This window comes from Streptomyces phaeolivaceus, assembly GCF_009184865.1.
GTDB lineage: Bacteria > Actinomycetota > Actinomycetes > Streptomycetales > Streptomycetaceae > Streptomyces > Streptomyces phaeolivaceus.
This window is the reverse complement of sequence record NZ_CP045096.1, coordinates 9,862,185-9,884,606: the sequence shown is the minus strand read 5'-3', so window position 1 is coordinate 9,884,606 and position 22,422 is coordinate 9,862,185. Positions and strand designations below refer to the sequence as shown.

The following is a 22,422-nucleotide window of genomic DNA, read 5'->3' as shown; positions in this document are numbered from 1 at the left end:
CACCCCCGCGACCGTACGCCCCCAGAGGAGTCCCCCATGCCCGTGCCCACCCTGCGTCTCGGCCTCAACCTCGGCTACTGGGTCGGCGGCAACGACGCCTCCAACCTCCCGCTCGCCACCCTCGCCGAAGACCTCGGCTACTCGGCGGTGTGGGTCTCGGAGGCCTACGGATCCGACGCCGTCACCGTCATGTCATGGATCGCCGCCCGCACCTCCCGCATCGACGTCGGCAGCGCGGTCCTGCAGATCCCCGCCCGCTCGCCCGCGATGACGGCGATGACCGCCGCCACCCTCGACACCCTCTCCGGCGGACGGCTCAGGCTCGGCCTCGGAGTCTCCGGCCCCCAGGTCTCGGAGGGCTGGCACGGCGTCAGGTTCGCCTCGCCGCTGGGCCGTACCCGCGAATACGTCGGCCTCGTGCGCCGCGCGCTGCGCCGGGAACCCCTCGCCCACGAAGGCCGCCACTTCACGCTCCCCCTGCCGGACGGCCCCGGCAAGGCCCTCGCCCTGACCATCCGGCCGCCCCGCGAGCGGATCCCCGTCTATCTGGCCGCCCTGGGCCCGAAGAACCTGGAGCTGGCCGGGGAGATCGCCGACGGCTGGCTCCCCGTGTTCTTCTCCCCCGACCACGCCGCCCAGCAGCTACGGCCCCTCAAGGCCGGCCTCGCCAAGTCGGGGCGCACCCTCGACGGGTTCGACATCGCCCCCGGGGTCCCCCTGGTCACCGGCGCCGACTGGCGGACCTGCGCCCGCCGGGTACGCGGGTACGCCGCGCTCTACCTCGGCGGCATGGGCGGACGGGAGGACAACCACTACACCCGGCTCGCCGAGCGCATGGGGTTCGGCACCGAGGCCCGTGCCGTCCAGGAGAGGTTCCTCGCCGGCGACTACCCCGGCGCCATGGCCGCCGTACCGCTCGCGTTCCTCGACGCCACCTCGCTGCTCGGGCCCCGGGAGCGCATCGCCGAACGGATGACGGCGTTCGCCGAGGCCGGTGTCAGCACGCTCAACCTGATGCCGGTGGGTCCGGGCCTGCCCGGCCCGGACCGCGCCGCCGACGCGCTGCGCGTCGCCGTCGAGGCGGCGGAACTCGCCGGACTGCTCACGTCCGAACCTCGCCCCGGAAGTCCCCGCTCCACAACTCCCCGCTCACAAGGCACACATGAAGCACGCCACTCACAAGGAGAGACCCGTACCCGTGACCACGCATGACACGACCAAGCTGATCTGCCTGCCGTACGCCGGGGCGGGCGCCTCCTTCTACCGGCCCTGGACGGCCCTGGCCGGGGACGCGGTGGAGATCGTGCCCCTGCAACTGCCGGGCCGTGAACGGCTGATCGACGAGGAGCCCTACCGGGACGCGCACCAGGCCGTCGACGGTCTCCTGTCCGAGTTGCGGGAGCGGCTCGGCGACGACGGGGCCAGGGTGGCCCTGTTCGGGCACAGCCTCGGCGCGGTGCTCGCCTACGAACTCGCTCACCGGCTGATCGCCGAGCCCGGCGTCGAGCTGGTCCACCTGTTCGTGAGCGGATCACCGGAACCGGCGCGCGGGCGCGAGCGGCGGGCCACCGGTCTGTCCGACAAGCAATTCCTCGCCCAGGTAGGCGAGTTCGCGGGCTATCACCATCCCGCGCTGGACGACCCGGAGATGCGCGAGATGATCCTGCCCGCCCTGCGCGCGGACGTCGAGATGCACGAGAACTACGCGCCCTCCACCGGCCTCCCGCTGGACGCCCCGCTCACGGTCGTCCGCGGCGAGGACGACGATCTCGTCGGCTACGACGACGCCGAGTTCTGGAGCAAGGTCGCGGGCCGGGACTTCGAGCACGTCGAGGTCCCCGGCGGCCACATGTACCTCACCGACGCCGCGCCCGCGCTGGTCCGGCTGATCGTCTCGACGGTCCTGTAGCACAGCCCGCCGTCACCCGCCTCCCTTCCCCCGACTCGCTTGATTCTGCAAGGAGTTCCCGATGCGTCTGCACGGCAAGTCCGTCCTCGTCACCGGCGCCGCCCGCGGCCTCGGCAGGGCCACCGCGTTCGCCTGTGCCGCCGAGGGCGCCGATCTGACCCTGCTGGACCTCTGCGCCGACCTGCCCGGGGTGCCCTATCCGCTGGGCACCCCGGGGCAGTTGGAACACACCGCCGCGCTGTGCCGGGAGGCGGGCGCGGCCGTCCTCACCACGGTCGCCGACATCCGTGACCTGCGTGCCGTACGGGAGGCGGTGACCCGGGCCGAGGACCGGTTCGGCCGGATCGATGTCGCCGTCAACAACGCGGGCATCGCGGCCCCCTCGGGCAAGCCGGTGCACGAGATCGGCGAGGAGGAGTGGTCCCTGATGATCGACGTGGACCTCTCCGGGGCCTGGCGGGTGATCCGCGAGGTCGGCAAGGCGATGAGCGCCCGGCGGTCCGGCAGCATCGTCAACATCGCCTCCACCGCCGGGCTCGTCGGCTATCGGCACTTCGCCGGGTACGTCGCCGCCAAGCACGCCGTCGTCGGACTGACCAAGGCCGCCGCGCTCGACTACGCGCCCACGAAGGTGCGGGTGAACGCGGTCTGCCCCGGCTCGGTACGCGACGACGCGCGGGCCGAGGGCCGCATGCTGGCCGAGATCGCCAGGGCGCTCGACGTACCGGTGGACGAGCACGAGAAGACCTTCGTCGAGGCACAGCCGATGAACGCGCTGATCGAGCCCGAGGACGTCGCGTCGGCGGTGGTCTTCCTCGCCTCGGACGAGTCCCGGCAGATCACCGGTTCGGTCCTGACCGTGGACGGCGGGTTCAGCGCCCGCTGAGCACACGTACACCGTCCGCCACCCTGAACGACAAGGAGTACCCCCCGTGTCAGGCTCCCTGCACCCCGCCGCCGCCCGTTGCCACGCGGTGCGTGTCCGCTCGGACCGCTCCCCGGGCCCCATGGACCTTCCGGGGCTGTGGATCGAGGACGTGCCCGTGCCGGCGGCCCACCCGCTCGCCGAGCGCCGCCGCCACACAGAGCTGGCCCGCCCGGCCGACGCGCCGCGCAAGGTCCTGCTGCGCTACGCCGACGGCCCCCACGATCTGATCGTCGTGGCCCCGCGCGACCGGTGGGACCGTACGGCCCTGGGACGGCTGGCGGCCGGTGCCCCCATCGCACCGGCAACGGCCCCGGCCGACTCCGCCGCACCCACGACCGCACCCACGACCGCACGCCCGCACGCGCCCGCCTGGGGGTTGGGCGAGGACGGCCCCACCGTCCCCCACCTCTTCTCCCTCGCCGACGGCGGCGACGAGACGACCTGGCTCGCCGCCCTCGCCGTCACCCTGCGCCGCTACGACCCCGAGAGCACACCCGTCATCGGCACGGACCACGGCTGCTTCACCGTCGAGCGGGCGCCCACCCTCGGTGAGCTGAAGCCCTCCCCCGTGGACGGTCCCGCGTTCGTCGGCCTGCTCTTCGACGAGGCGGAGGTGCCCGGCGCGTATGTGCCCTGCCTGGCACCGCCGTTCCCGCTCACCCTGTCGGTCTTCAGGGACGCCGACGGCTGGCGGCTGCGCTGCGACCACGTCGGCACCGACGTCTCCACGGAGATGGCCGTGCAGTTCACCCGGCATCTCGTACATGTGCACGGGCACGTCCTGGGCGCGCCCGGGAGCGCGGTCGACGACGTCGATCCGCTGGACGAGGCCGAACGCGACCGGGTCGCGGCGCTCGGCCGGCCGCCGCACCCCCTGGTCGGCGCCCCGACCGGCGTTCCCGAGGCGTTCGCGCGGATCGTGGGCGCGACACCGAACCGGATCGCCGTGACCGACGGCGCCGCCGATCTGACCTATCGCGAACTCGACGACCGCGCCACCGTCCTGGCGCACGGCCTGCGCGCCCATGGCGTCGCCGCCGGGGACCGGGTGGGCGTCTGCCTGGAACGCACCGCCGAACTCCTCGTCGCACTGCTCGCCGTGCTGAAGACGGGCGCGGCCTACGTGCCCGTCGACCCCGCGTACCCGGCGGCCCGCGTCGCCCACACCGCGCGGGACGCGGAACTGAGCGTGATGATCACCCGTCTGCCCGGCTTCCCGGACGTGCCGGGCTGCGCACCGGTCACTCCGGACGAACTCCTCGACGCGGCACCGGAGTCCGGCGAGGCGACCGAACTCCCCGCCGTCGCTCCCGACGCCGCCGCGTACGTCATCTACACCTCCGGCTCCACCGGCCGCCCCAAGGGCGTCGAGGTACCGCACCGCAATGTCGTCGCCCTGATCGACGCGACCCGTGACACGTACGGGTTCGGGGCCGAGGACGTGTGGACCTGGTTCCACTCCAGCGCCTTCGACTTCTCCGTGTGGGAGATCTGGGGCTGTCTACTGACCGGCGGACGCCTGGTCGTCGTCCCGTACTTCCTCTCCCGCGAGCCCGATCGCTTCCGGGACCTGCTGGTGGCCGAGAAGGTCACCGTGCTGAGCCAGACCCCGTCGGCGTTCGCGCAGTTGCTGGACGTGGACCACACCCGGGTCGGGATCCGGCTGGTCGTGTTCGGCGGCGAGCCACTGGACGCGCGCATGCTGCTGCCCTGGGTCGACCGGCATCCCGAGTCGGTCTGCCGGGTGGTGAACATGTTCGGCATCACGGAGACGACGGTCCACGTCACCCACCAGACCCTCACCCGCCGGCTGGCACTCGCCGCCACCCGCTCCGTCGGGCCCGCGCTGCCCGGCTGGCACCTGTACGTGACCGACGGGGCGGGCAGGCTGCTTCCGCCGGGCGTGGCCGGCGAGATCTGCGTCGGCGGCGCCGGTGTCGCCCTCGGCTACCTGGGCCAGGAGGAACTGACCGCCCGGCGGTTCGTACCGGACCCGTTCACCGGCGGCACGATGTACCGCAGCGGCGACCTCGGTCGGCTGCGCCCCGACGGACGCCTCGAACACCTGGGGCGGATCGACAGCCAGGTCAAGATCCGCGGCTTCCGCATCGAACTGGACGAGATCCGCGCGGTCCTGCTGGAGGACCCGGACGTGCGGTCAGCAGCCGTCGTGGCCCGCCGTGACGACTCGGCGGACGCGGCCACCGCCAGGATCGACGCGTACGTCGTCCTCGCCGGCGGCGACGCGTCCACCGTCCGCAAGCGGGCCGCGACCCTCCTGCCCGACCACATGCTCCCCGCGACGGTCACCCCCCTGCCCTCCCTGCCCCTGACGGGCAACGGAAAGCTCGACACGACCCGGCTCCCGGCACCGACACCCCCCGCGGTCCCGGCGGTCCCGGCGCAGGACACCGGGCCCACCACGGGCGACGGCCTCGCCGACCGGCTCCGGGACATCTGGGGCGAGGTGCTGGGCAGGCCCGTCGGTCTCGACGACGACTTCTTCGAACTGGGCGGCAACTCGCTGCTGGCCGTACGCATCGGCGCGGCCCTCCGCGCCCGGGGCCTGCCGTCGCTGCGCCTACGGGAGCTGTACCGCCACCCGACCGTCCGGGAGACGGCCGAGAAACTCGCCTCCCGGAACGGCTGATACGCCTCGGGGCCGCCGCCCGGCGACGGGCGGCGGCCCCGAGGGACACGCCGTTCTGTCCGGGATCACCTGTGGTGGCAGTCCCGGTGGCCCTTGACCCGCTTCTTGGCCCAGTGCCCCTTCTTCCAGTCGCACCGGTCGTGGTGGTCCCCCGCCGTGACCGTGGCCACGGCCGGTGTCGCGGCGGCCGGGCCGGTAAGGCCCAGCGCGGCGCCGCCGGCCAGCAGTCCGGTGGCGGTGGCACCGACCACCAGACGACGGACTCGTATGGATGCGGCCATGGAGGCTCACCTCGTCTTCCGAGCTCGAAACACATGACGTAGGGGATTCGAGACCCGGGACGCCGCGTATGACTCCTGGACGGAAGAATCTCAACAGGTCGGAGAAGAAGCACATTTCGGAAGGATTCATCCATGGCCCCGGTGGTTTCGAATCCCTGACACAGCCGCATCACTCCGCACCGTCCGGGAGCGGTCATGACCACCATCGTCACATCACCCGTCACTCGCACTTCCACCACTCGCAGCTCCACCAGCCGTCGAGTCCCCCTGGCCCGCAGCCGTCACGCGCCCGCCGTGGCGCGCGGGATCACGGCCCGGTGGCTCGCCGTCCGGGGCGTGCCACCGGGTGCCGCGGCCGAGGCGGTGCTCGCCGTCTCCGAGCTGGTCGCCAACACCGTCCGCCACACGTCGGGGCCCTGCACCCTCACGCTCACCCTGACCCCGACCGCGCACGGCACCACCCTCGGCATCGCCGTCGCCGACACCAGCGCCCGGCCACCCCTGCTGTGCGCGGACTCCGCCGCGGACGAGCACGGCGGGCGCGGTCCGGCCCTGCTACGCGGCATGGGGGTCCGGGTCGGTGTCGTACCGGCCCCGTGGGGCAAAACCGTGCACGCGGCGCTCGACCTCGGTGACGGGGCACCCCGTGGCCGCCTGGAGTGAGCGCGCTGAGCCGGATGACGCCTCCGGGCTGCGGGCCGGTCCGCCGGGGCACAGGATCGCTCGGGGACAGGCACGTCGACGGAACGTGAGAGAGATGACCGGCACGGCCCATGAGGCCCATGAGGCCCATGAGGAAGAACCCGATCCCCCTGCCGCGCAGGACTCCACGAGCGTCGAGACGTCGCTGGCCAGGGGCGCGGACGGCGACAAGAACGCCTTCACCGGCGTGTACGAGGCACTCGCGCGTCCGGTCATGGGGCTGGCCTGCCGCATCCTGCACGACCCGGCACAGGCCGAGGAGGTCACCCAGGACGTGATGGTGGAGGTCCGGCGCACGGCGGACCGCTACCGTCCCGGACGCGGCAGCGCCAAGGGATGGGTGCTCACCCTCGCGCATCGGCGGGCGGTGGACCGGGTCCGTCACGCGCAGGCGGCGACACAACGTGAGCTGCGCGCGGGCGCCGTGATCGCGGGCCGGGAGCACGACGAGGTGGCCGAGACCGTCGAGGACGACGACGAACGCCGGCGCGCCCAGGAGTGCCTGGACCAGCTCGCCCGTCTGTACCGGATCCCCCTCACCCTGGCCTACTACCGGGGCCAGACCTATGTCGAGGTGGCGGCCACCCTGTCCGCGCCGGCCGGAACCGTCAAGTCCCGGATGCGCACCGGACCGCGTCTGTTGCGCGACTGTCTGGGGGCCCGGTCATGACACCCGACGAGGAACCGCACCCGGACCCGCACCAGGCCGTCGGCGCCTACGCCCTGCACGCCCTGCCCCCGGACGAGGAGGCCGTCTTCGAACGGCACCTGGACACCTGTGCCGCCTGCCGGCGCGAGCTGGCCGAGCTGACCGAGGCGGCGGCCCGGCCAGCGGAGCGTTCAGAGCACGGGGAAGCCGTCCGTGGCCCGGTAGGACTCGGCGGGGAGCGGGTCGGGGATGGAGTCGGGGTCGAGGAGGTGGGCGACGGCGGCCGTGGCGGTGCGGTGCCAGAGGGTGTGGCGGCGCAGCATGGCATGGTCACCGCCGCCGACGAGGGCCATGCCCGCGTGTGTCGCCGTGTCCCGCGCCCGGCGCACATAGGCCGCCGAGTCCCCGGGCGAGGTGACGTGGTCCCGTTCGCCGTGCAGGACGACGAGTCGGCGGCCGGCCAGCTGCTCCACCGGCTCGCCCGGCGGGCACCACGGCGCCAGGGCCAGTACCGCGCTCACGCCCGGGTGCGCGGCGGCGCGCAGTGCGGCCCGGCCGCCCATGGAGTGGCCGACCAGCACGGTGGGCACCGGGCCGGCGAGTTCGGCGACCCGGCTCAGCGCCCGGTGGGTGTCCGGTACGGGGTCGGCGTGGGGGCCGTTCCAGCCCTGGAGGCGGTAGCGCACGCGGGCCAGCAGGACGTCCTGGCCGCGCAGTTCGGCGGCCAGCGACCACAGGAACGGGTGCATGCGCAGTGCGGCGAGGTGCCATGGCCGGGAAGGGCGGTGGCCGAACTCCCGTCCGCCGTGCAGGATCAGCACCGCCGCCCGGGGCCGCGCCGGAAGGAGCCGTGGCACGAGCGCGGGCGCGTCTCCGGGCGCGGACGGCAGCCCGGTCTCGATCTCGGTCCCTGTCTCGTCCTGAGGGGGCACGGCGGGTACTCCTGCCTTCGTCTGCCTTCGTGGTCACTACGGTCGGCACCTTCTCATCGACGCGGCGGGCGGGGGAAGAATCCGCTGGTGCGCGCGACGTACTCGGCATAGCCGGGACGGCCCGTCATATGCCGTTCCAGCAGCCGCTTTCCGCTCCCCCGCACCAGCAGCAGGCTCATCACCAGCGGCGACACGAAGGACACGGCCGCCGCCTCCGGCGCGTCGCAGGCCAGCAGGAACAGACCCCACCACGCGCAGAAGTCCCCGAAGCAGTTGGGGTGCCGGGTCCAGGACCACAGGCCCCGGTCCATGATCCGGCCCCGGTTGGCGGGGTCGGCCTTGAAGCGGGCGAGCTGGGCGTCCCCGACCGCCTCGAAGCCGATGCCCACCGCCCGCAGCGCGACACCGATCCAGGCGAGGAAGGACGGCGGGCCGGACACGTACCGCGCCGCCTGGACGGGCAGGGACACCAGCCAGACCAGCGCGCCCTGGAGCAGATAGACCATGCGCAGGGCGTACAGGTTCCGCCCGCCCGGAGTGGTGGCCCGGGACTTGCCCAGCAGCGCCTCGTAGCGCGGGTCCTCGCCGTGCCCCCGGCCGCGGCGGGCGATGTGCACGGCCAGCCGCAGCGCCCACACCACGGTCAGGACGGTCACCGGCAGCCGCCGCGCCGGATCGCCGTGCCCGGCGGACACGGCGAAGGTCACGGCGGCGACGGCGGCGACGGCGCCCCCCCAGGCGACATCGACGATCCGGTGCACGCCGAGGCGCAGCGCGAGGGCGAAGGCGCCGAGCATGACGGTGAGCGCCGCGCCGGCGGCCCAGCCGAGGTTGGCGGCGAACGCGCTCCAGTCGAACCCGTTCACGGCCGCTCCAGCCCCTCGTCGGACCGCCGGTGCTCCTTGGTGAACAGGTACTGCTGGACGTCGAGATAGCCGGAGCGGAAACCGGCCTCGGAGTAGGCCAGGCAGAAGGTCCACAGACGGCGGAAGGTGTCGTCGAAGCCGAGCGCGTCGACGTCCTCGGCGTGTGCGGTGAACCGCTCCCGCCACAGCCGCAGTGTCTCGGCGTAGTGCGGGCCGAAGCCGTCACGGCGGGTCAGGCCGAGCCGGGTGTGGTCCCGGGCGGTCTCCTCGATCGCCTGGGTGGAGGGGATCTGGCCGCCGGGGAGGACGTACTTGTGGATCCAGGTGTAGGTGCCCCGGGAGGCGGGCATGCGGTCGTGCGGCATGGTGATGGCCTGGAGCGCGGCCCGGCCGCCGGGTGCCAGCCGGTCGTCCAGGGCGCGGAAGTACACCGGCCAGTACTCGGCGCCGACCGCCTCGATCATCTCGACGCTGACCACGGCGTCGTACTCGCCGCCCGCCTCGCGGTAGTCGCACAGTTCGACGGAGACCCGCGCGTCGAGTCCCGCCGCGCGCACCCGTTCCCGGGCCAGGTCCCGCTGTTCGCGGGAGAGGGTGAGCGAGGTGACGTGGGCGCCTCGCGCGGCGGCCCGCAGGGCCAGTTCGCCCCAGCCGGTGCCGATCTCCAGCAGCCGGGTGCCCTCGCCGACGTCGGCGAGGTCGAGCAGCCGGTCGATCTTGCGGTGCTGGGCGGCGACGAGCAGGTCCCAGCTCGCGGGGAAGCCCCGGAAGAGGGCCGAGGAGTAGGTGAGGGTGTCGTCGAGGAACAGGGCGAACAGGTCGTTGGACAGGTCGTAGTGGTGGCTGATGTTGGCCCGGGAGCCGTCGGGGGTGTTGCGCTGCTCGTCCGGCCGGCGCGGCGCCCACAGACCGCGCAGCCGTTGCAGGGGCGCGGGCACCAGTTCGGCGGTGTGCGCGGCGAGCGCGGTGAGGACGGCGACCAGGTCGGGGGCGTCCCATTCGCCGGCCATGTAGGACTCCCCGAAGCCGACCAGGCCGTGGGTGCCCACGCGCGCGTGGAAGCTGTTCGGATCGCGCACCTCCAGCAGTGGCCCGCCCCCGCCGATGGGGTCCGCGCCGGCGAACCGGGCGCGCAGGGGCTGCTCGCGCAGGGCGCGGCGTACGACGGCCCGGGTCACGGCGACGGCCCGGGTCACGGCGGCGCGCGGCCAGGAGGCGCGCGGCGCGGCGGCGACGTCCGGGCCACGGGCGGGGTCGGGGTCGCCGGGGGCGGTGCGGGGCTCTGTCGTCCTCGCTGTCGTCATGTCGCCTTCTCCGAGGTGCGGTGGTCGGGGCGGGGCTGAACGGGCAGTCCACGCAGATGGAGGAGGATGCCGTGGGCGCGGATCGCGGCCGACACGGCGAGGGTGGACCAGGGGTGCCGCAGCGCCAGCCGCAGCAGGGCGGACGTGCTCACCGGGCGCCGGGTGCCGCGTACGGTCGCGGTGAAGGCCCGGCCGCCCTCGCGGTCCAGGTGCACGGTCAGGTCGAGCCGCGCACCGGGCGACGGCAGGCGCATGCGGTAGCGGCCGTCGACGGGGAAGAACGGCGAGACGTAGAACTCCTTGTCCGAGACGTAGAACGCGTTGTCGGTGTGCGCGGTCCCGGTGGCGTCGGGGCGCAGCAGATAGCCGTGGCGTCCGCCGTAGGTGTTGTGCACCTCCGCGACCACGCAGCGCGGCTCCCCCTCCGGGCCGCGGCACCAGTACAGGGTCAGCGGGTTGAACACGTACCCCAGCACGCGTGCGTGGGTGAGCATCAGCACCGGCCCGCCGTCCAGGTCCACGCCGTGCGCGGCCAGGAAGGCGTCCGGACCGGCGCGGACGGTGGGCCGGTCGCCGGTGAAATGGTCGCGTGGGTCGAACCCGGCGAACGGCCGCAGCGGGAGCGGGAGTCGGGGCGGGTGGTCGGGGTCGACCAGCCACATGTAGGTGCGGTGGCGCAGCGCGCACAGTGCAGGGTGGCGTCGCTCTTTCCCCTTCACCTTCGCCCGGAGCGCGCCGGTGTGGCAGGGCGGGCTCTTCGGGGGTGACGACAGGGCCCCTCTCCCCGCTGCCTGGCAGGTGCCGAGGGAGTGAGACTGGGGGCATGGCTTCCGAGAGCGCGCACAGCGAGGGCGCCGAGCTGGGCCGCTATCTGCGCGCCCGCCGCACCCGGACCCGCCCCGAGCACGTCGGCCTCACCGTCGGCGCCGGCATCCGCCGCACCCCCGGGTTGCGCCGCGAGGAGCTGGCCACCCTCGCCGGGATCAGCATCGACTACTACGTACGCCTGGAACGCGGCAAGGAGACCCGCCCCAGCCCTGCCGTCTCGACGCGCTCGCCCGCGTCCTGCGCATGGACGATCAGGAGCACCAGCATCCGCGCGAGCTGGCAGCGCGGGCCGCCCGGTACACGCCCGAGCCCCCGCCGGCGCCCAGCCGCACGGTGCGCCCCCACCTCAGGCTGCTGCTGGAATCGCTCCGCCCGAACCCGGCGTACGTCATCAGCCGCAGCATGGAGATGCTCGCCTGGAACCCCGCCGGCCTCGCCCTGTACGCGGGTCTGGACGACTGGCCGGTCAGGCACCGCAACCTGGCCCGGTATCTGTTCCTGCACCCCGCCGCCCGCGACCTCTTCCAGGACCGGGACCGGCAGATCACGGCGTGCGTCGCCCGACTGCGCGCCATCGCGGGGACGGCCCCCGACGCGCCCGACCTGACCAACCTCGTCGGCGAACTCCTCCTCAAGAGCCCCGACTTCGCCGGTCTCTGGGAGCGGTACGAGGTGACCGGACACAAGCCCGCGCACAAGACGTTCCACCACCCCCAGGTCGGCACACTCACCCTCACCGCCCAGTCCCTGCACGTGGAGGGCACCCCCGGCCAGCGCATCGGCGTCTACACCGCCGAGCCGGGCACCCCGGATCACAACGCCCTGCTCCTGCTCGACATGACCGCATCGCGACCGACGGAACGGCCGACGGAGCGTCCCGCTCGCGAATCCCTGTGACGTCGTGTGCCGAGACCATGGACCTGGCTCCGTCAGCGGCTGGTCACCTCCACCACCCGGTACAGCGGGCGGCCGTTCAGCTCGTCGGCGATCTCGGTGGCCTGTCGCTCGTCGAAGCTGCCGGAGATCTCCACCCGTCCTTCGGTCAGGGCCTGGGTGACGTAGGGGGCCGACACCACGCGGCCTCCCGCCGTGATGGCCAGCTGGTTCCGCGGGGACACCTGTGTCGCGAGCCGGGCCGTGAGCTGGGCGAACTTCTTGCCGCCGGCGGTGTCGAAGGACAAGAGGATGTGCCAGCCCCGGTCGGCGGCGTAGGAGGATTCGGCTTCCGTCACGTCGTCGCCCGTGAGGGCCGCCGCGCCCAGCAGATAGGTGATCGGGTCGCGGACGTCGCAGAGCACCACGGGCTCGGACAGCGGAGTGGAAGCGGCGGTCTCCTCCGCCGAGGTGGCGTCCGAGGGGCACTCGGTCGCCGCGAACCGCTGTTGCAGCGCCGCCGTGGCAGCGTCGCCTCCCGCCTGCGGCGAGGCCGTTCCGTCGGTACCGAGTTGGGGTTGGGGCTGGGTGTCGGGTGTGGCGGACTTCAGCGCGAGGACCGGCCGGATCAGCATGTCGGACTCGCCCTCGGCGAGCGCCACGAGCCGTTCGCGGTACTTGAAGGGCGCGGTGGCCGTGATCGTGGCGCCACTCGCGGTGAACTCGGCTCCCGTGACACCGGACCGGGCGGCACGGTCGCGGAGCCGGGTCATCGCCAGGTCGAGATCTGCCGGGTCCGTGCCGTCGTCGGCCGGTGCGAACGTCACGGTGACCGTGGTCGGATGGAACGGGGCCGGTGACGCGGGTGCGTGCGGTGCCCCGAGAAGCGCGGGCACGCCGAGGATGAGCAGCCCGACGAGGAGGGCGACGGGCCAGTTGTACGTATCCACCACGCTGTCGTAGTGCCGCCGGTCCGTGGCGGCCATCCGCGTCCGGTGGCGGTCCTCGTCCCCCGGCGCGGTACCCAGCAGGATGTCGGGGTCGGGCTCGCCGCCGAGCGGCTGGAGACAGTGACGCTCGGCCCACTGCTCGCCCCGGGGGCCGCATGCCGACACCCACCGGCCCACGGCGGACTCGTCGTCGAACAGCGCGGCGGTGATCACATGGCGCGGGGCCGTCCGGTGGGCTCCCTCGGCGAGGCGCTCGGCGCGGCGCAGGGCGCGGGCCAGCGCGGCGGTGATCAGGTACGGCCGAGGTCCCGGTGAGGCGTCGAGCAGTACGCGGTCGCTTCGTCCCTCGGGGGGTTCGTCGCGCGTGTCCGAGGTCGGACGGCCGGGCAGTGGTTGCCAGTTCGCGGGGTCCGAGGTGAACGCGGCGACGGCGAAGCCCATCGTGTCGACCGGCCGTCCCGGACAGGTGTCCGTCGCCAGGTCCAGCACGGCCCGCACCGACGAGGGCAGTACGAGCGTCAACTGCCCCTGGGAGGTGACGTGTTCGACGGAGAGGCCGCTTCGGGCCCAGAAGACCGTGGCCGTCGGGCGGGGCGGCGGCCGGAGGGAAGGGGCCGCCGTGGACCAGGTGATGAGCCCGCCGACCGTGGCGGCGTCGAGATCGGACAGGGGCACGGTCCGGACGCGTACGAGGGCCGCTTCACGGAGTACGGACAGGGGTGCGCGGCCGTGGGGAACCGACGCGATGAGCCGGCCGATGTCCGCGGCGGCGATCTCGTCCGGTACGGGTGCCGCGCCGCCGACCACGGTGTCCGCCCCGCCGAGGAAGCAGGCGAGGGGGAACCCGAAGGGCTCCCGGCCCGTGTCGACGACCATGCCGCTGACCCAGCAGGAGCCCAGCACGACCGTCGACGGCCAGGGCAGCATGGCCGCGCTCGCGGCCGAGAGAGTCGATCCGTCGGCGAGCCACAGCGACCGGTCCACGGCCGCGCCGGGGGAGCCGTGCGCCGAGATGATCGCCAGGTCCGCCGCTGGCTGCGCGCGCAGGGCGGCCTCCAATCGCGCGCGATCCGCGGTGCGCCGTACGGTCACCGACGCGGCGATCCGCTCCAGCGCCGCGACCTCGGCCGCCGCGCTCTCGGGCCGCAGGCCGACCCCGATGTGGCTGACCACGGTCGGACGGGCCGCCGTGGGCCGGGCCGGCAAAGGGGCGGAGGGCGGCCGGAGCATCGACAGCGCCGGGGTGAGCGTGATCAGCGCGTGCTCCAGCAGGGGCCGCCGATCGCGGACGGGCAGCGCGGCGAAGGGCAGCGCGGACAGCGGCCCGTCGGGCACGACGACCACCTCGCGTACGGCCTCCTCGCGTACGGTCCCTTCCCTTGGGGTCCCCCCGCGTACGGCTCCCTCGTCCTCGGGGCACAGCAGGTCCCACCACGCGGCGGGGACCAGCGCGCGGCTCAACTCCGCCCAGACCGGGTCGTCCAGGGGTGTGTAGTACAGCATCGTCGTCCGTGCCTCGTCCGCCGCCGCGAGCGCGTCGAGGACGCCCGCCGGGGTGAGCAGGTCGGAGATCTCCTCGCCCGCCAGGGCGTCCAGCCGGGTCCGGTGGAGACGGGTTCCGTGGGCCGCGGAGACGATCGCGCTCAGCACGGACCAGCCGCGCGGGTCACGCCGGCAGTGGTAGAGCAGGGCGACCCGGTCGCCGAGCCGGTCGAACAGATCCTGTACGTCGGTGGTGTCGGAGATCGCGGGCCCGTCCTGGGCCGCGTCGGCAGTGCCCTCGGCCGTGGCGGTCGGCCCCCCGGTCGGCGGTGACGGTGGCGTGTCGTCGCCCCGGCGGGCGGACGCGAGGCGTCGCAGCAGATGGGTGCGGGCGCCGAGCGAGCGGATGCGTTCCTGGACGGCGGCGAACTCCTCGGCCGTACGCGCGCGAACGGCCGCCTCCTGCCGCGCCAGGCTCTGGAGTTCGGTGTCCCCCACCGGATGCCAAGGGCCGTCCTCGGCGCCGATCAGCGCCTCGGTCAAGGTGCGGTGCAGGGACTCGAGCAGCCACAGGCCCAGTTCGGCGGCCTTGCCGGGGTGGGCGTGCGGCCCTGTCGACACGAAGGTGAACACCCTTGCGTAGAGCTCCTGTTGGGCGGCCAGCCAGGCGGCGCGGTGCTCCTCGCCGCGCAGCGCGCCACGGTCGGACTCCAGGATCTGCAGGCCCACCCGGATCATGTCCAGGGCCTTCTCCTCCTGATCCGGATCGTCGTAACCGGCGCGGAGCGCGTTGAGGAAGCCGAGCACGATGCACCGGGCAGCGCGGGTCCGTTCCACGTTCGCCTCGAACTCGCTCAGCGCGTCGAGGTAGGCGCCGGTCGCCGCGCCGTGGTGGCCGCGCACCTCGTGGATCTCGGCGGCCAGCATCAGTGCCAGACCCGTGGCCGTCCGGCCCCGCTGGTAGGAACGCATGTGGGCGTCCGAGTCGCCGCCCCGGGCGAAGGGCGCCACACGGTCCGGCAGTCGGCACAGCCGGTAGACCAGTGTCAGCGCCCGATCCGGGTCGGTCGCGGCGAGGCCGCGTGCCTCGACCACCAGATCGAGGAAGACCGTCCCGTACTCCTGCCGCCACACCAGGGCCGTACGCTGCCCCGGACCGGCCGGGGCGACCGGGCCCGCCGACGCTTCCAGGGCGACTTCGGCGATCAGCCCGCGCAGCGCGGCGGGCACGCGCCGCGCTGCGCCGGCCGCCTGCCGCAAGGTGGACAGGGCCCGCTCGGACTCACCCACCGCACGCAGCAGCGCGGCCTCCGCGGCGAGCGCGGCGGGCTGTCCGGCGACCTCCGGAGAGTCACGCATCGCGCGCACCAGCCGCTCGGCGTGCGGCAGTTGGTTCCGCGCGATCATGTAGTCGATGCCGAGGGCCCAGCAGAACGCCTCCGAGGCCGCGTCGCCCCGGTCCCGGAACACCGCCGCCGACTTCTGCGCCTGGGTCTCGGCGAGGTTGGTCGTGAAGAGCTGGATCTCCGGGTAGGCGGTGCCGAGGTTCCGCAGCGCGACGTAGGGGCGCAGCCCGAGCGCGGCCCGGGAGGAGGGGCCGAAGCCGGCGGCCGTTCTCCGGCGAAGCCAGGCGAGGGTGCCGCTCCAGCGGGCCCGGCGAACGACCAGTGCCAGCAGGACGGCGGCGGTGAGCGGGCCGTAGCGCAGGACCGTGCCGCCGGGCCGGTCGTGGACCGCCCAGACCGCCGCGACCAGCGTCATCACCCCGAGGAAGACCTTCTGCAGGGCCAGCGGGAACGGGGACTCCGCGTCCAGGCGCGTGCCCAGCCGCAGCAGCGTCATCAACGCCACCGCGGCGACGAGCACCGAGGCGCTCCCGTACGGCAGCACGTCCGTCAGCGGACCCAGAGGCGCGTCCCGCCACCGGGCCCCGCCCGCCGAGGCGTCCTGGGTCACGGCGAGCCAGCCGAGGCCCGCCGCCACGAACACCACGACCGGCACCGCGTCCGCGACCGTGTGCCGCAGCGCGAGGATCACACGGTAGGTGCTGAGCCTCGAGAACATGCCGCTCTCCCGTCCGGGCATCCGCTTCACCCCGTTCATCCGCTCAACTACCGCTATTCCACGGCTAATCAGGGCCAGACACCATATGGTGCAGGAGCGGAACCAGCCACGAGGGGGAATTGATGGAAGCCACACCGCTGGAGCCTGCGGAGCCGCGTGGTACGACACATCACCAGGCGGTGGACCTGGGTGCCGGGCGGGAGTTCATCCTCTTCTTCGCCGACAGCCCGGCCGGACTGCCGGGGGATGCCGTCACCCGCGAACTGCGCACCGCGGCCCGTCTCGCCCGCGCGCAGCACACCCGGGGTGTCCTCGACACGGTCCTGGAACAGCTGGGCGCGGGCATCGTCGGCGGGGTGGGCTTCGCCGGGGTGTCCGCCTCGCTCCGTGCCTCGCTGCGCGCCACGACACGCTACTTCGGCCTGCGCCGCCCGTCGCCGGAGCCCGCGACACTCCCCCAGGTCGTCGCCCGTCTGCGGGAGACCTGCGAGATCGTCCTCGGCACGGCCCCCGCCTCCCTCGACGACGCCGACCTGCGCCGCCAGGAGGACGGCACGTGGAAGGCCCGCTTCGTCCACGTCACCGGCACCTACGAGGCGCACATCGACCGTGACGGCACGATCGTGCACTGGGTGCACACACGCCACCCCGACAGTCCGGCATGACCGCCGGGATCACCCCGCCGACGGCAGCGGGCTCGTAGCGGTCATGCGGGCTGTGCGCCGGGGTCGCGGAGGCCGACCGCGTCGTGGCGCCAGAACGGCTCCGCGTAGACCAGTGTCCCTGTCATCCATGGCTCGTACGCCGGGAGTCCGATGACCTGGAAGGCGCCGTCCGGGATGCGCAGGGACGGTTTCCGGAAGCCCTGTCCGTCACCGCGCGCGAAGCCGAAGCGGGAGTAGTAGCCCGGATCGCCCTCCAGGAAGACCAGCGGGACGGCCCGCTCGGCGAGGGCCGTCAGCCCGTACCGGACCAGGGCCGAACCGACACCGTGCCGCTGGTGCTCGGGCACGACGGCCAACGGGCTGAGCACTTGCACCTCGACCAGTCGCCGAGGGGCGTCCAGCAGACTCCGGGTGAACATGACATGCCCGACGGTCCGCCCGTCGAGCTCCGCGACCAGGGAGAGACCCCCGGTGGGCGTGATCGTGTCCCGCAGGGTGTCGACCAGGTCGGCCACGACGGGGCCGTGATCACCGAACGCCCGCAGGTGGATGTCCCGCACATGCTCGCTGTCGCCCGGAAGTTCTTCGCGAAGATCCATGCCCGGAGGGTAGGGACCCGGCCCGGCCGCTCGCACACGGTTTTGCGGCCGGGGGCCGACCGACCTGTGCGTGACCGGCGTCGTCGCCTCGCAGGAGAGCGACTTCGCTACGCATCGCCGGCCTGCTCCTGGACGAGCTGATCGGCCAGGCGATGGGCCTGGGCCAGCAGCGTGCCGTAGATCACCAGCGCGTTCGGGTCCTCTGCCACGGCGTCCGGCAGCTGTCGGCGGAACACGTCGAGGGTGCGGTGGAGTTCGGCGACCGCCTCGCGGAGTTCGTGCGCGGCGGAGTCGTCGTGGCCGCCCGGTGCGAACCGGGTCCGGCCGTAGAGCCCGATGGCGCACGCCGTGTCGCGCAGAAAGTCCGCGTAGGCGCGGGTGATCCCCGCGGCGGGGCGGGGCGCCTTCTCGCTGTCCGCCGCGCTCTCCCACACCGTGCGGGTCACGCCGGAGGTGTGGACGGCGACGTGGTCGAGCACGACCAGCGCGTCCGTGTACCCGTCACCGTCACCGGGCGGGTATCCGTCACCGAGCGGGTATCCGTCACCGAGCGGGTATCCGTCACCGAGCGGGTATCCGTCACCGAGCGGGTATCCGTGACCGGGCGGGGCGGGAGCCCGTTCGCGTGATCATCTTCCTGGTGTGGCTGTGGATCACCAACCTGGCGATCCTCCTCGGCCCGGAGTTCGACGCGGAGCTGGCCCGCCAGCGCGCCGTCGCCGGAGGCCACCCGCCCGACGACGAGCCGTACGTCCAGCCGCGCGACACCCAGAAATGGGATGAGGAGGACCGCCGACGCCTCAGGCCCTGACACGGAGGGCGCAGCACCGACCGGTGCTCGGGCAGCGACACCGCCGGGTCGGTGCCGCTGATCCACTTCGCGGGGGGGCGTAGTGGTACCCGGAGCCGAGGCCCAGGAACGGTGTGCGTGTCATTGCCGCCGCCGGTGGGCGACGTCGTCGGCCCGTCCGCCGGCGCCGAGCGAGCCCGTGGGGTGGAAGGGCCGTTCGGCCTCCAGGCGTGGCAGGAGGTGCCGGGAACGGCGCAGGACGAGGGGTGGAAATGCGGTGCGGGCGAGGTGGGCGAGGCGGAGCCAGGCGGGGGTGTAGACGGCGGTGCGCCGGTTTTCGACTGCCTCTGAGAGCCGCTGTGCGACGAAGTCCGCCGAGTGGAGGTGACGGGCGGGCGGGGGCATGTGGGCGCGCAGTTCGCGCAGGACGGCGTGGTGGTCGGCTTCTTGGATCATGTCAGTGGCGGTCCAGTTCAGGTAGGCGATGCCGACAGCCACTCCGTGGTGGGCCACTTCGGCGCCCAGGGCATGGGCGAAGGCTTCCGCTCCGGCTTTCGAGGCACAGTAGGCGCTCATCATCGGGGCGGCTCCGAACGCCGCGAGGGAGGCGATCTGGAGGTAGTAACCGGCTGTCCCGATCAGGTCGGGCAGGAACGTGTGCGCGGTCAAGGCACTGCCGGTGAGGTTGACATCGACGACCCTCTGCCAGGCGGTCATGTCGGTGGTGATGAACGGGCCGCCGTGGGCGATGCCCGCGTTCGCCACGACTACGGACGGGCGTCCGAGCCTCCGGCGGACCTGCTCGGCCGCCGCTTCGAGGGTCCCCTGGTCGGTGATGTCCGCCTCGACGGCCAGGGCCCGGGTGGGCAGGGCGGCGGCCACCGTCTCCAGCTCCGTCCGCTCGTGACCGATCAGGGCCAGGTGCGCGCCGCGCCGGGCGAGTTCGCGCGCCGTCGCCGCACCCACCCCCCGTGCGGCTCCTGTCACCACGACGATCCGGTTGGCGAGGGGACTGTCGCGCATGGGCTGCTCCAATCGTCTGCCGGGGCGTCAGGGAAGGGATGGGCGCCTGGCTCCGGTGCGGTCGCGGTGTGCCAGGACACGCTGCAGGCGGTCCAGGCCGGGTGCCCGGTGACGGCGCAGGGCCGCTCGCGCGGCATTGGCGCCCGGAGCACCGTGGACGCCGCCGCCCGGATGGGCACCGGCGGCGGCCAGGAAGAGCCCGCGCACCGGCGTCTCCGGGCGACCGGTGCCGGGCACGGGGCGGAAGACCAGCTGCTGGTGGAGGGCGGCGGTGCCGCCGTTGATCGCGCCGCGGTGCAGATTGCGGTCGAGCAGTTGCAGCGTGGGGGGAGCCAGGATGCGCCGGGCCCTGACGAGGGCCCGGAACCCAGGAGCGAATCTCTCGACCTGTCGCTCGATCCGGTCGGCCATCATCTCCTGCTCCTTGGCGTCCCAGGCACCGGTCAGCCCTTCGTCGCCGGCGTCGGAGGTGATCCGTTGGGGGACGTGGGTGTAGGCCCAGGCCGATTCGGTCCCTCGGGGCGACCGCGTGGGGTCGGCGGTCGTCATCTGTCCGAACAGCGCGAAGGGGCGGTCGGGCACGGCGCCCATCGCGATCTGGGCGGCGAACCGGGTGAGTTCGTCCACTCCGTCGGCGAGGTGGACGGTACCGGCCAGGCGTGCCTGCTCCACCTGCCAGGGAACGGGAGCGTCGAGCACCCAGTCGACCTTGAACGTCGCGAAGTCCCACTCGAAACGCTTCAGGTCCGCCGGCAGCTGAGCCGGCAGCTGCTCCGGGTCCACGAGGTCGCCGTAGAGCGCGGGCACCGACACGTCGGCCAGCACGGCACGGCGGGCGGCGATGTGGACGCCGTCGGCGGTGCGTACGCCGACGGCCCGCCCGTCTCGGACGACGATCCGGTCGACGCGCTGTCCGCAGCGCACGGAACCGCCGCGGGCACGCAGTCGCCGTACCAGTGCGTCGGTCAGGGCGCCGGCGCCGCCGACCGGCACGGGAAAGCCGTACGTCTGGCCGAGCATGGACATCAGCCAGCCGAAGCCGCCGCTGCCCGCGGCCTCCGGCGCGAGATCGGCGTGCAGGGCGTTGCCGGCGAGCAGCAGCCTGCCACCCTCGCCCGCGAACTCCTCCGCACCCATGCGGCGTACCGGCAGCAGGAGGGTGCGTGCCAGGCGCAACCCGCCCGCCGCCCGCAGGCGGACAGCGAGCCGCGTCGTGGCCCGCAGCGGGGGAAAGGGGGTGAACAGGGCGTCCAGGATGTCGGGGCGCAGCTGTTCCCAGACCTCGTGCAGCCGTCGCCAGGCGTCTCCGTCCCCGGCCGCGAAAGTGTCGAGACCGGCGGCGGTGACATCGACGCTGCGGTCGAGGACGGGGCATCTGCCGTCCGTCAGGGGGTGGGCCAGGACATGCGGCGCATGGCTCCACCTCAGTCCGAACTCCTCCAGGCCCAGGCCGCGCAGCACCGGAGACGCGGCGGCCAGCGGGTAGAAGGAGCTGAAGAGGTCGCTGACGAACTCGGGGTCCACTCCCCTGTCGTGCCGGACGGCCCCACCGGGTTCGCGCTGTTCCTCCAGAACCTCCACGCTCCAGCCGGCGTCGGCCAGGAGGTTCGCCGCCACCAGCCCGTTGGGCCCCGCCCCGACCACCACCGCGTCAGGCATCGCCGCCTCCCCGGGACTCGTCACATCGCAGTCGTCACGTCGCGCTCGTCAGGTCGCAGTTGTCACGTTGTGCGCCGAGTGCCCCCATCGAGGACAGCCAATCAGCCGACGAAGGGACGCCGAACACCCGACTTCTGCCTCGCTCACGTGCCGTCCCGCGCGCCGGGCCGGTCCGGGCGGTGGCGGTGACCGGGCAGGAGGTCCTGCACCTTGGCCTTGAAGCCCTGGCGGACCATGCCCGAGCGGTCGCTGTCGCCCTTGAGGATCGACGTCGCGGCGGCCTCGATCTGGTCGAGGGTCGCGTGCGGCGGGATCGGCGGAACGGCCGGGTCGGTGACGAAGTCCAGCACGCAGGGCCGGTCGGCGCCGAGCGCGGCCTCCCAGGCGCCCACGACGTCGCCCGGCTTCTCGACCCGGATGCCGTCCAGGCCTCCCAGGGACACGCCCCCTACGCGTGGAGCGTGCTCGGCGCCGCCGCACAGGCCACCGAACGCATCCCCCTGATGACCTACGTGACGTGCCCGACGACCCGCTACCACCCGGCGGTCGTTGCCCAGAAGGCCGCCACCCTGCAACTCCTCTCCCAGGGGCGCTTCCGCCTGGGACTCGGCTCCGGGGAGAACCTCAACGAGCATGTGGTGGGCGGAGGCTGGCCCGCCGCGCACGTCCGGCTCGGCAGGCTGGAGGAGGCCGTGGAGATCATCCGCTCACTCTTCGCGGGAGAGAACGTCAACCACCACGGCGACCATTTCGACGTCGAGAACGCGAAGTTGTGGGATCTGCCCGACACGGCCCCGCCGATCGGAGTCGCCGTATCGGGCGACCGCTCGTGCGAACTCGCGGGCCGGCTGGCCGACTTGCTGATCGCCACCGAACCCCGGCCGGAACTGGCCGCCGCCTTCGACCGGCACGGCGGCGCGGGCAAGCCCAAGGTCGGCCAGCTGCCGATCTGCTACGACACCGACCGCGACGCCGCGATCACCCGCGCCCACGACCAGTTCCGCTGGTTCGGCGGCGGCTGGCCGGTCAACTCCGAACTCCCCGGACCCACCGCGTTCGAGGGCGCCACCCAGTTCGTAAGGCCTGAGGACGTCGCCGAGTCCATTCCCTGCGGCGACGACGTGGACGCGGTCGTCGAGGCTGTACGCCCCTACGCCGAGGCGGGGTTCACCGAGGTCGCGCTCGTCCAGATCGGCGGCGACCACCAGGAGCCCTACCTCGAATGGGCGGAACAGAAGCTGCTGCCCGCCCTGCGCGAACTCTGAGCG

General features: G+C 73.4%; 19 protein-coding genes and 3 pseudogenes. 11 read left to right on the top strand and 11 right to left on the bottom strand.

All coding sequences use genetic code 11. From position 1 onward, the window contains the following. Positions 1-36: 36 nt before the first annotated feature. The 4 genes from F9278_RS45030 (at position 37) to F9278_RS45015 (ending at position 5,487) form a co-directional block, all read left to right on the top strand. A complete protein-coding gene (locus F9278_RS45030) occupies positions 37-1,212 on the top strand; it encodes an LLM class F420-dependent oxidoreductase (protein ID WP_152173459.1) in 1,176 nt (391 codons plus the stop codon). After that, entirely contained in the window at positions 1,199-1,909 is a 711-nt protein-coding gene (locus F9278_RS45025) for a thioesterase II family protein (protein ID WP_226967224.1), read from the top strand. The genes F9278_RS45030 and F9278_RS45025 overlap by 14 nt, the downstream gene beginning before the upstream one ends. 61 nt (positions 1,910-1,970) lie before the next feature. Further along, positions 1,971-2,795 carry an SDR family oxidoreductase gene (locus F9278_RS45020; RefSeq protein ID WP_152173457.1) on the top strand — a complete coding sequence of 275 codons (825 nt, stop codon included), beginning with the start codon at positions 1,971-1,973 and terminating at the stop codon, positions 2,793-2,795. A 46-nt stretch (positions 2,796-2,841) separates the two neighbouring features. Further along, positions 2,842-5,487 (top strand): non-ribosomal peptide synthetase, encoded by a 2,646-nt coding sequence (locus F9278_RS45015; RefSeq protein ID WP_226967223.1) that lies wholly within the window; start codon positions 2,842-2,844, stop codon positions 5,485-5,487. Positions 5,488-5,552: 65 nt separating this feature from the next. Here the strand turns inward: F9278_RS45015 and F9278_RS45010 are convergent, their stop codons facing one another. After that, positions 5,553-5,768 carry a hypothetical protein gene (locus tag F9278_RS45010; RefSeq protein ID WP_152173456.1) on the bottom strand — a complete coding sequence of 72 codons (216 nt, stop codon included), beginning with the start codon at positions 5,766-5,768 and terminating at the stop codon, positions 5,553-5,555. Positions 5,769-5,963: 195 nt separating this feature from the next. On the opposite strand from F9278_RS45010, the gene F9278_RS45005 reads away from it, so the two are divergent. The 3 genes and pseudogenes from F9278_RS45005 to F9278_RS47935 all read left to right on the top strand — a co-directional run. Further along, positions 5,964-6,431, top strand: coding sequence for an ATP-binding protein (locus F9278_RS45005; RefSeq protein ID WP_152173455.1), 468 nt, complete (start codon positions 5,964-5,966; stop codon positions 6,429-6,431). A 94-nt stretch (positions 6,432-6,525) separates the two neighbouring features. Continuing rightward, complete coding sequence (locus tag F9278_RS45000) at positions 6,526-7,140, top strand: sigma-70 family RNA polymerase sigma factor (protein WP_152173454.1); 615 nt, start codon at positions 6,526-6,528, stop codon at positions 7,138-7,140. Next, a pseudogene (locus tag F9278_RS47935) lies at positions 7,137-7,250 on the top strand (zf-HC2 domain-containing protein); the annotation flags it as partial. The gene F9278_RS45000 and the pseudogene F9278_RS47935, both read left to right, overlap by 4 nt. Before the next feature lie 60 nt (positions 7,251-7,310). Here F9278_RS47935 and F9278_RS47930 read toward each other — a convergent pair. The 4 genes from F9278_RS47930 to F9278_RS44980 are packed head-to-tail and all read right to left on the bottom strand — an operon-like array spanning position 7,311 to position 10,940. Beyond that, the gene (locus tag F9278_RS47930; protein ID WP_226967222.1) at positions 7,311-8,051 is read right to left on the bottom strand and encodes an alpha/beta fold hydrolase; all 741 of its coding nucleotides are present in this window, start codon (positions 8,049-8,051) and stop codon (positions 7,311-7,313) included. Positions 8,052-8,104: 53 nt separating this feature from the next. Continuing rightward, positions 8,105-8,917, bottom strand: coding sequence for a DUF1295 domain-containing protein (locus F9278_RS44990; RefSeq protein ID WP_152173452.1), 813 nt, complete (start codon positions 8,915-8,917; stop codon positions 8,105-8,107). Next, positions 8,914-10,221 (bottom strand): SAM-dependent methyltransferase, encoded by a 1,308-nt coding sequence (locus F9278_RS44985; protein ID WP_152173451.1) that lies wholly within the window; start codon positions 10,219-10,221, stop codon positions 8,914-8,916. The genes F9278_RS44990 and F9278_RS44985 overlap by 4 nt, the downstream gene beginning before the upstream one ends. Next, on the bottom strand, positions 10,218-10,940 hold the full coding sequence (locus F9278_RS44980; RefSeq protein ID WP_226967221.1) for a DUF1365 domain-containing protein: 723 nt from the start codon (positions 10,938-10,940) through the stop codon (positions 10,218-10,220). Before F9278_RS44980 ends, F9278_RS44985 begins: the two co-directional genes overlap by 4 nt. A 104-nt stretch (positions 10,941-11,044) precedes the next feature. On the opposite strand from F9278_RS44980, the pseudogene F9278_RS44975 reads away from it, so the two are divergent. Next, a pseudogene (locus F9278_RS44975) lies at positions 11,045-11,946 on the top strand (helix-turn-helix transcriptional regulator). Between the two features lie 32 nt (positions 11,947-11,978). Here the strand turns inward: F9278_RS44975 and F9278_RS44970 are convergent. Further along, positions 11,979-16,418, bottom strand: a complete 4,440-nt coding sequence (locus tag F9278_RS44970) for a CHAT domain-containing protein (RefSeq protein WP_152173449.1) — start codon at positions 16,416-16,418, stop codon at positions 11,979-11,981. Between the two features lie 122 nt (positions 16,419-16,540). Between F9278_RS44970 and F9278_RS44965 the strand changes: the two genes are divergently transcribed. After that, positions 16,541-17,083 carry a hypothetical protein gene (locus F9278_RS44965; protein ID WP_152173448.1) on the top strand — a complete coding sequence of 181 codons (543 nt, stop codon included), beginning with the start codon at positions 16,541-16,543 and terminating at the stop codon, positions 17,081-17,083. A 41-nt stretch (positions 17,084-17,124) separates the two neighbouring features. On the opposite strand, the gene F9278_RS44960 is transcribed toward F9278_RS44965, so the two are convergent. After that, a complete protein-coding gene (locus tag F9278_RS44960; protein WP_152173447.1) occupies positions 17,125-17,682 on the bottom strand; it encodes a GNAT family N-acetyltransferase in 558 nt (185 codons plus the stop codon). 107 nt (positions 17,683-17,789) lie between these two features. After that, positions 17,790-18,161, bottom strand: a complete 372-nt coding sequence (locus F9278_RS44955; protein ID WP_226967220.1) for a hypothetical protein — start codon at positions 18,159-18,161, stop codon at positions 17,790-17,792. A 146-nt stretch (positions 18,162-18,307) separates the two neighbouring features. On the opposite strand from F9278_RS44955, the pseudogene F9278_RS44945 reads away from it, so the two are divergent. Beyond that, a pseudogene (locus F9278_RS44945) lies at positions 18,308-18,493 on the top strand (ribonuclease BN); the annotation flags it as partial. 120 nt (positions 18,494-18,613) lie between these two features. Here F9278_RS44945 and F9278_RS44940 read toward each other — a convergent pair. From F9278_RS44940 to F9278_RS44930, 3 genes are all read right to left on the bottom strand, one after another. Then, positions 18,614-19,495 carry an SDR family oxidoreductase gene (locus F9278_RS44940; protein WP_152173446.1) on the bottom strand — a complete coding sequence of 294 codons (882 nt, stop codon included), beginning with the start codon at positions 19,493-19,495 and terminating at the stop codon, positions 18,614-18,616. A gap of 27 nt (positions 19,496-19,522) precedes the next feature. Continuing rightward, on the bottom strand, positions 19,523-21,154 hold the full coding sequence (locus F9278_RS44935; protein ID WP_152173445.1) for a phytoene desaturase family protein: 1,632 nt from the start codon (positions 21,152-21,154) through the stop codon (positions 19,523-19,525). A gap of 143 nt (positions 21,155-21,297) precedes the next feature. Beyond that, on the bottom strand, positions 21,298-21,546 hold the full coding sequence (locus F9278_RS44930) for a pyruvate decarboxylase (RefSeq protein WP_404818996.1): 249 nt from the start codon (positions 21,544-21,546) through the stop codon (positions 21,298-21,300). Here F9278_RS44930 and F9278_RS44925 point away from each other — a divergent pair. Continuing rightward, positions 21,457-22,419, top strand: a complete 963-nt coding sequence (locus F9278_RS44925; protein ID WP_404818995.1) for a TIGR03557 family F420-dependent LLM class oxidoreductase — start codon at positions 21,457-21,459, stop codon at positions 22,417-22,419. The genes F9278_RS44930 and F9278_RS44925 overlap by 90 nt on opposite strands. Positions 22,420-22,422: the final 3 nt, after the last annotated feature.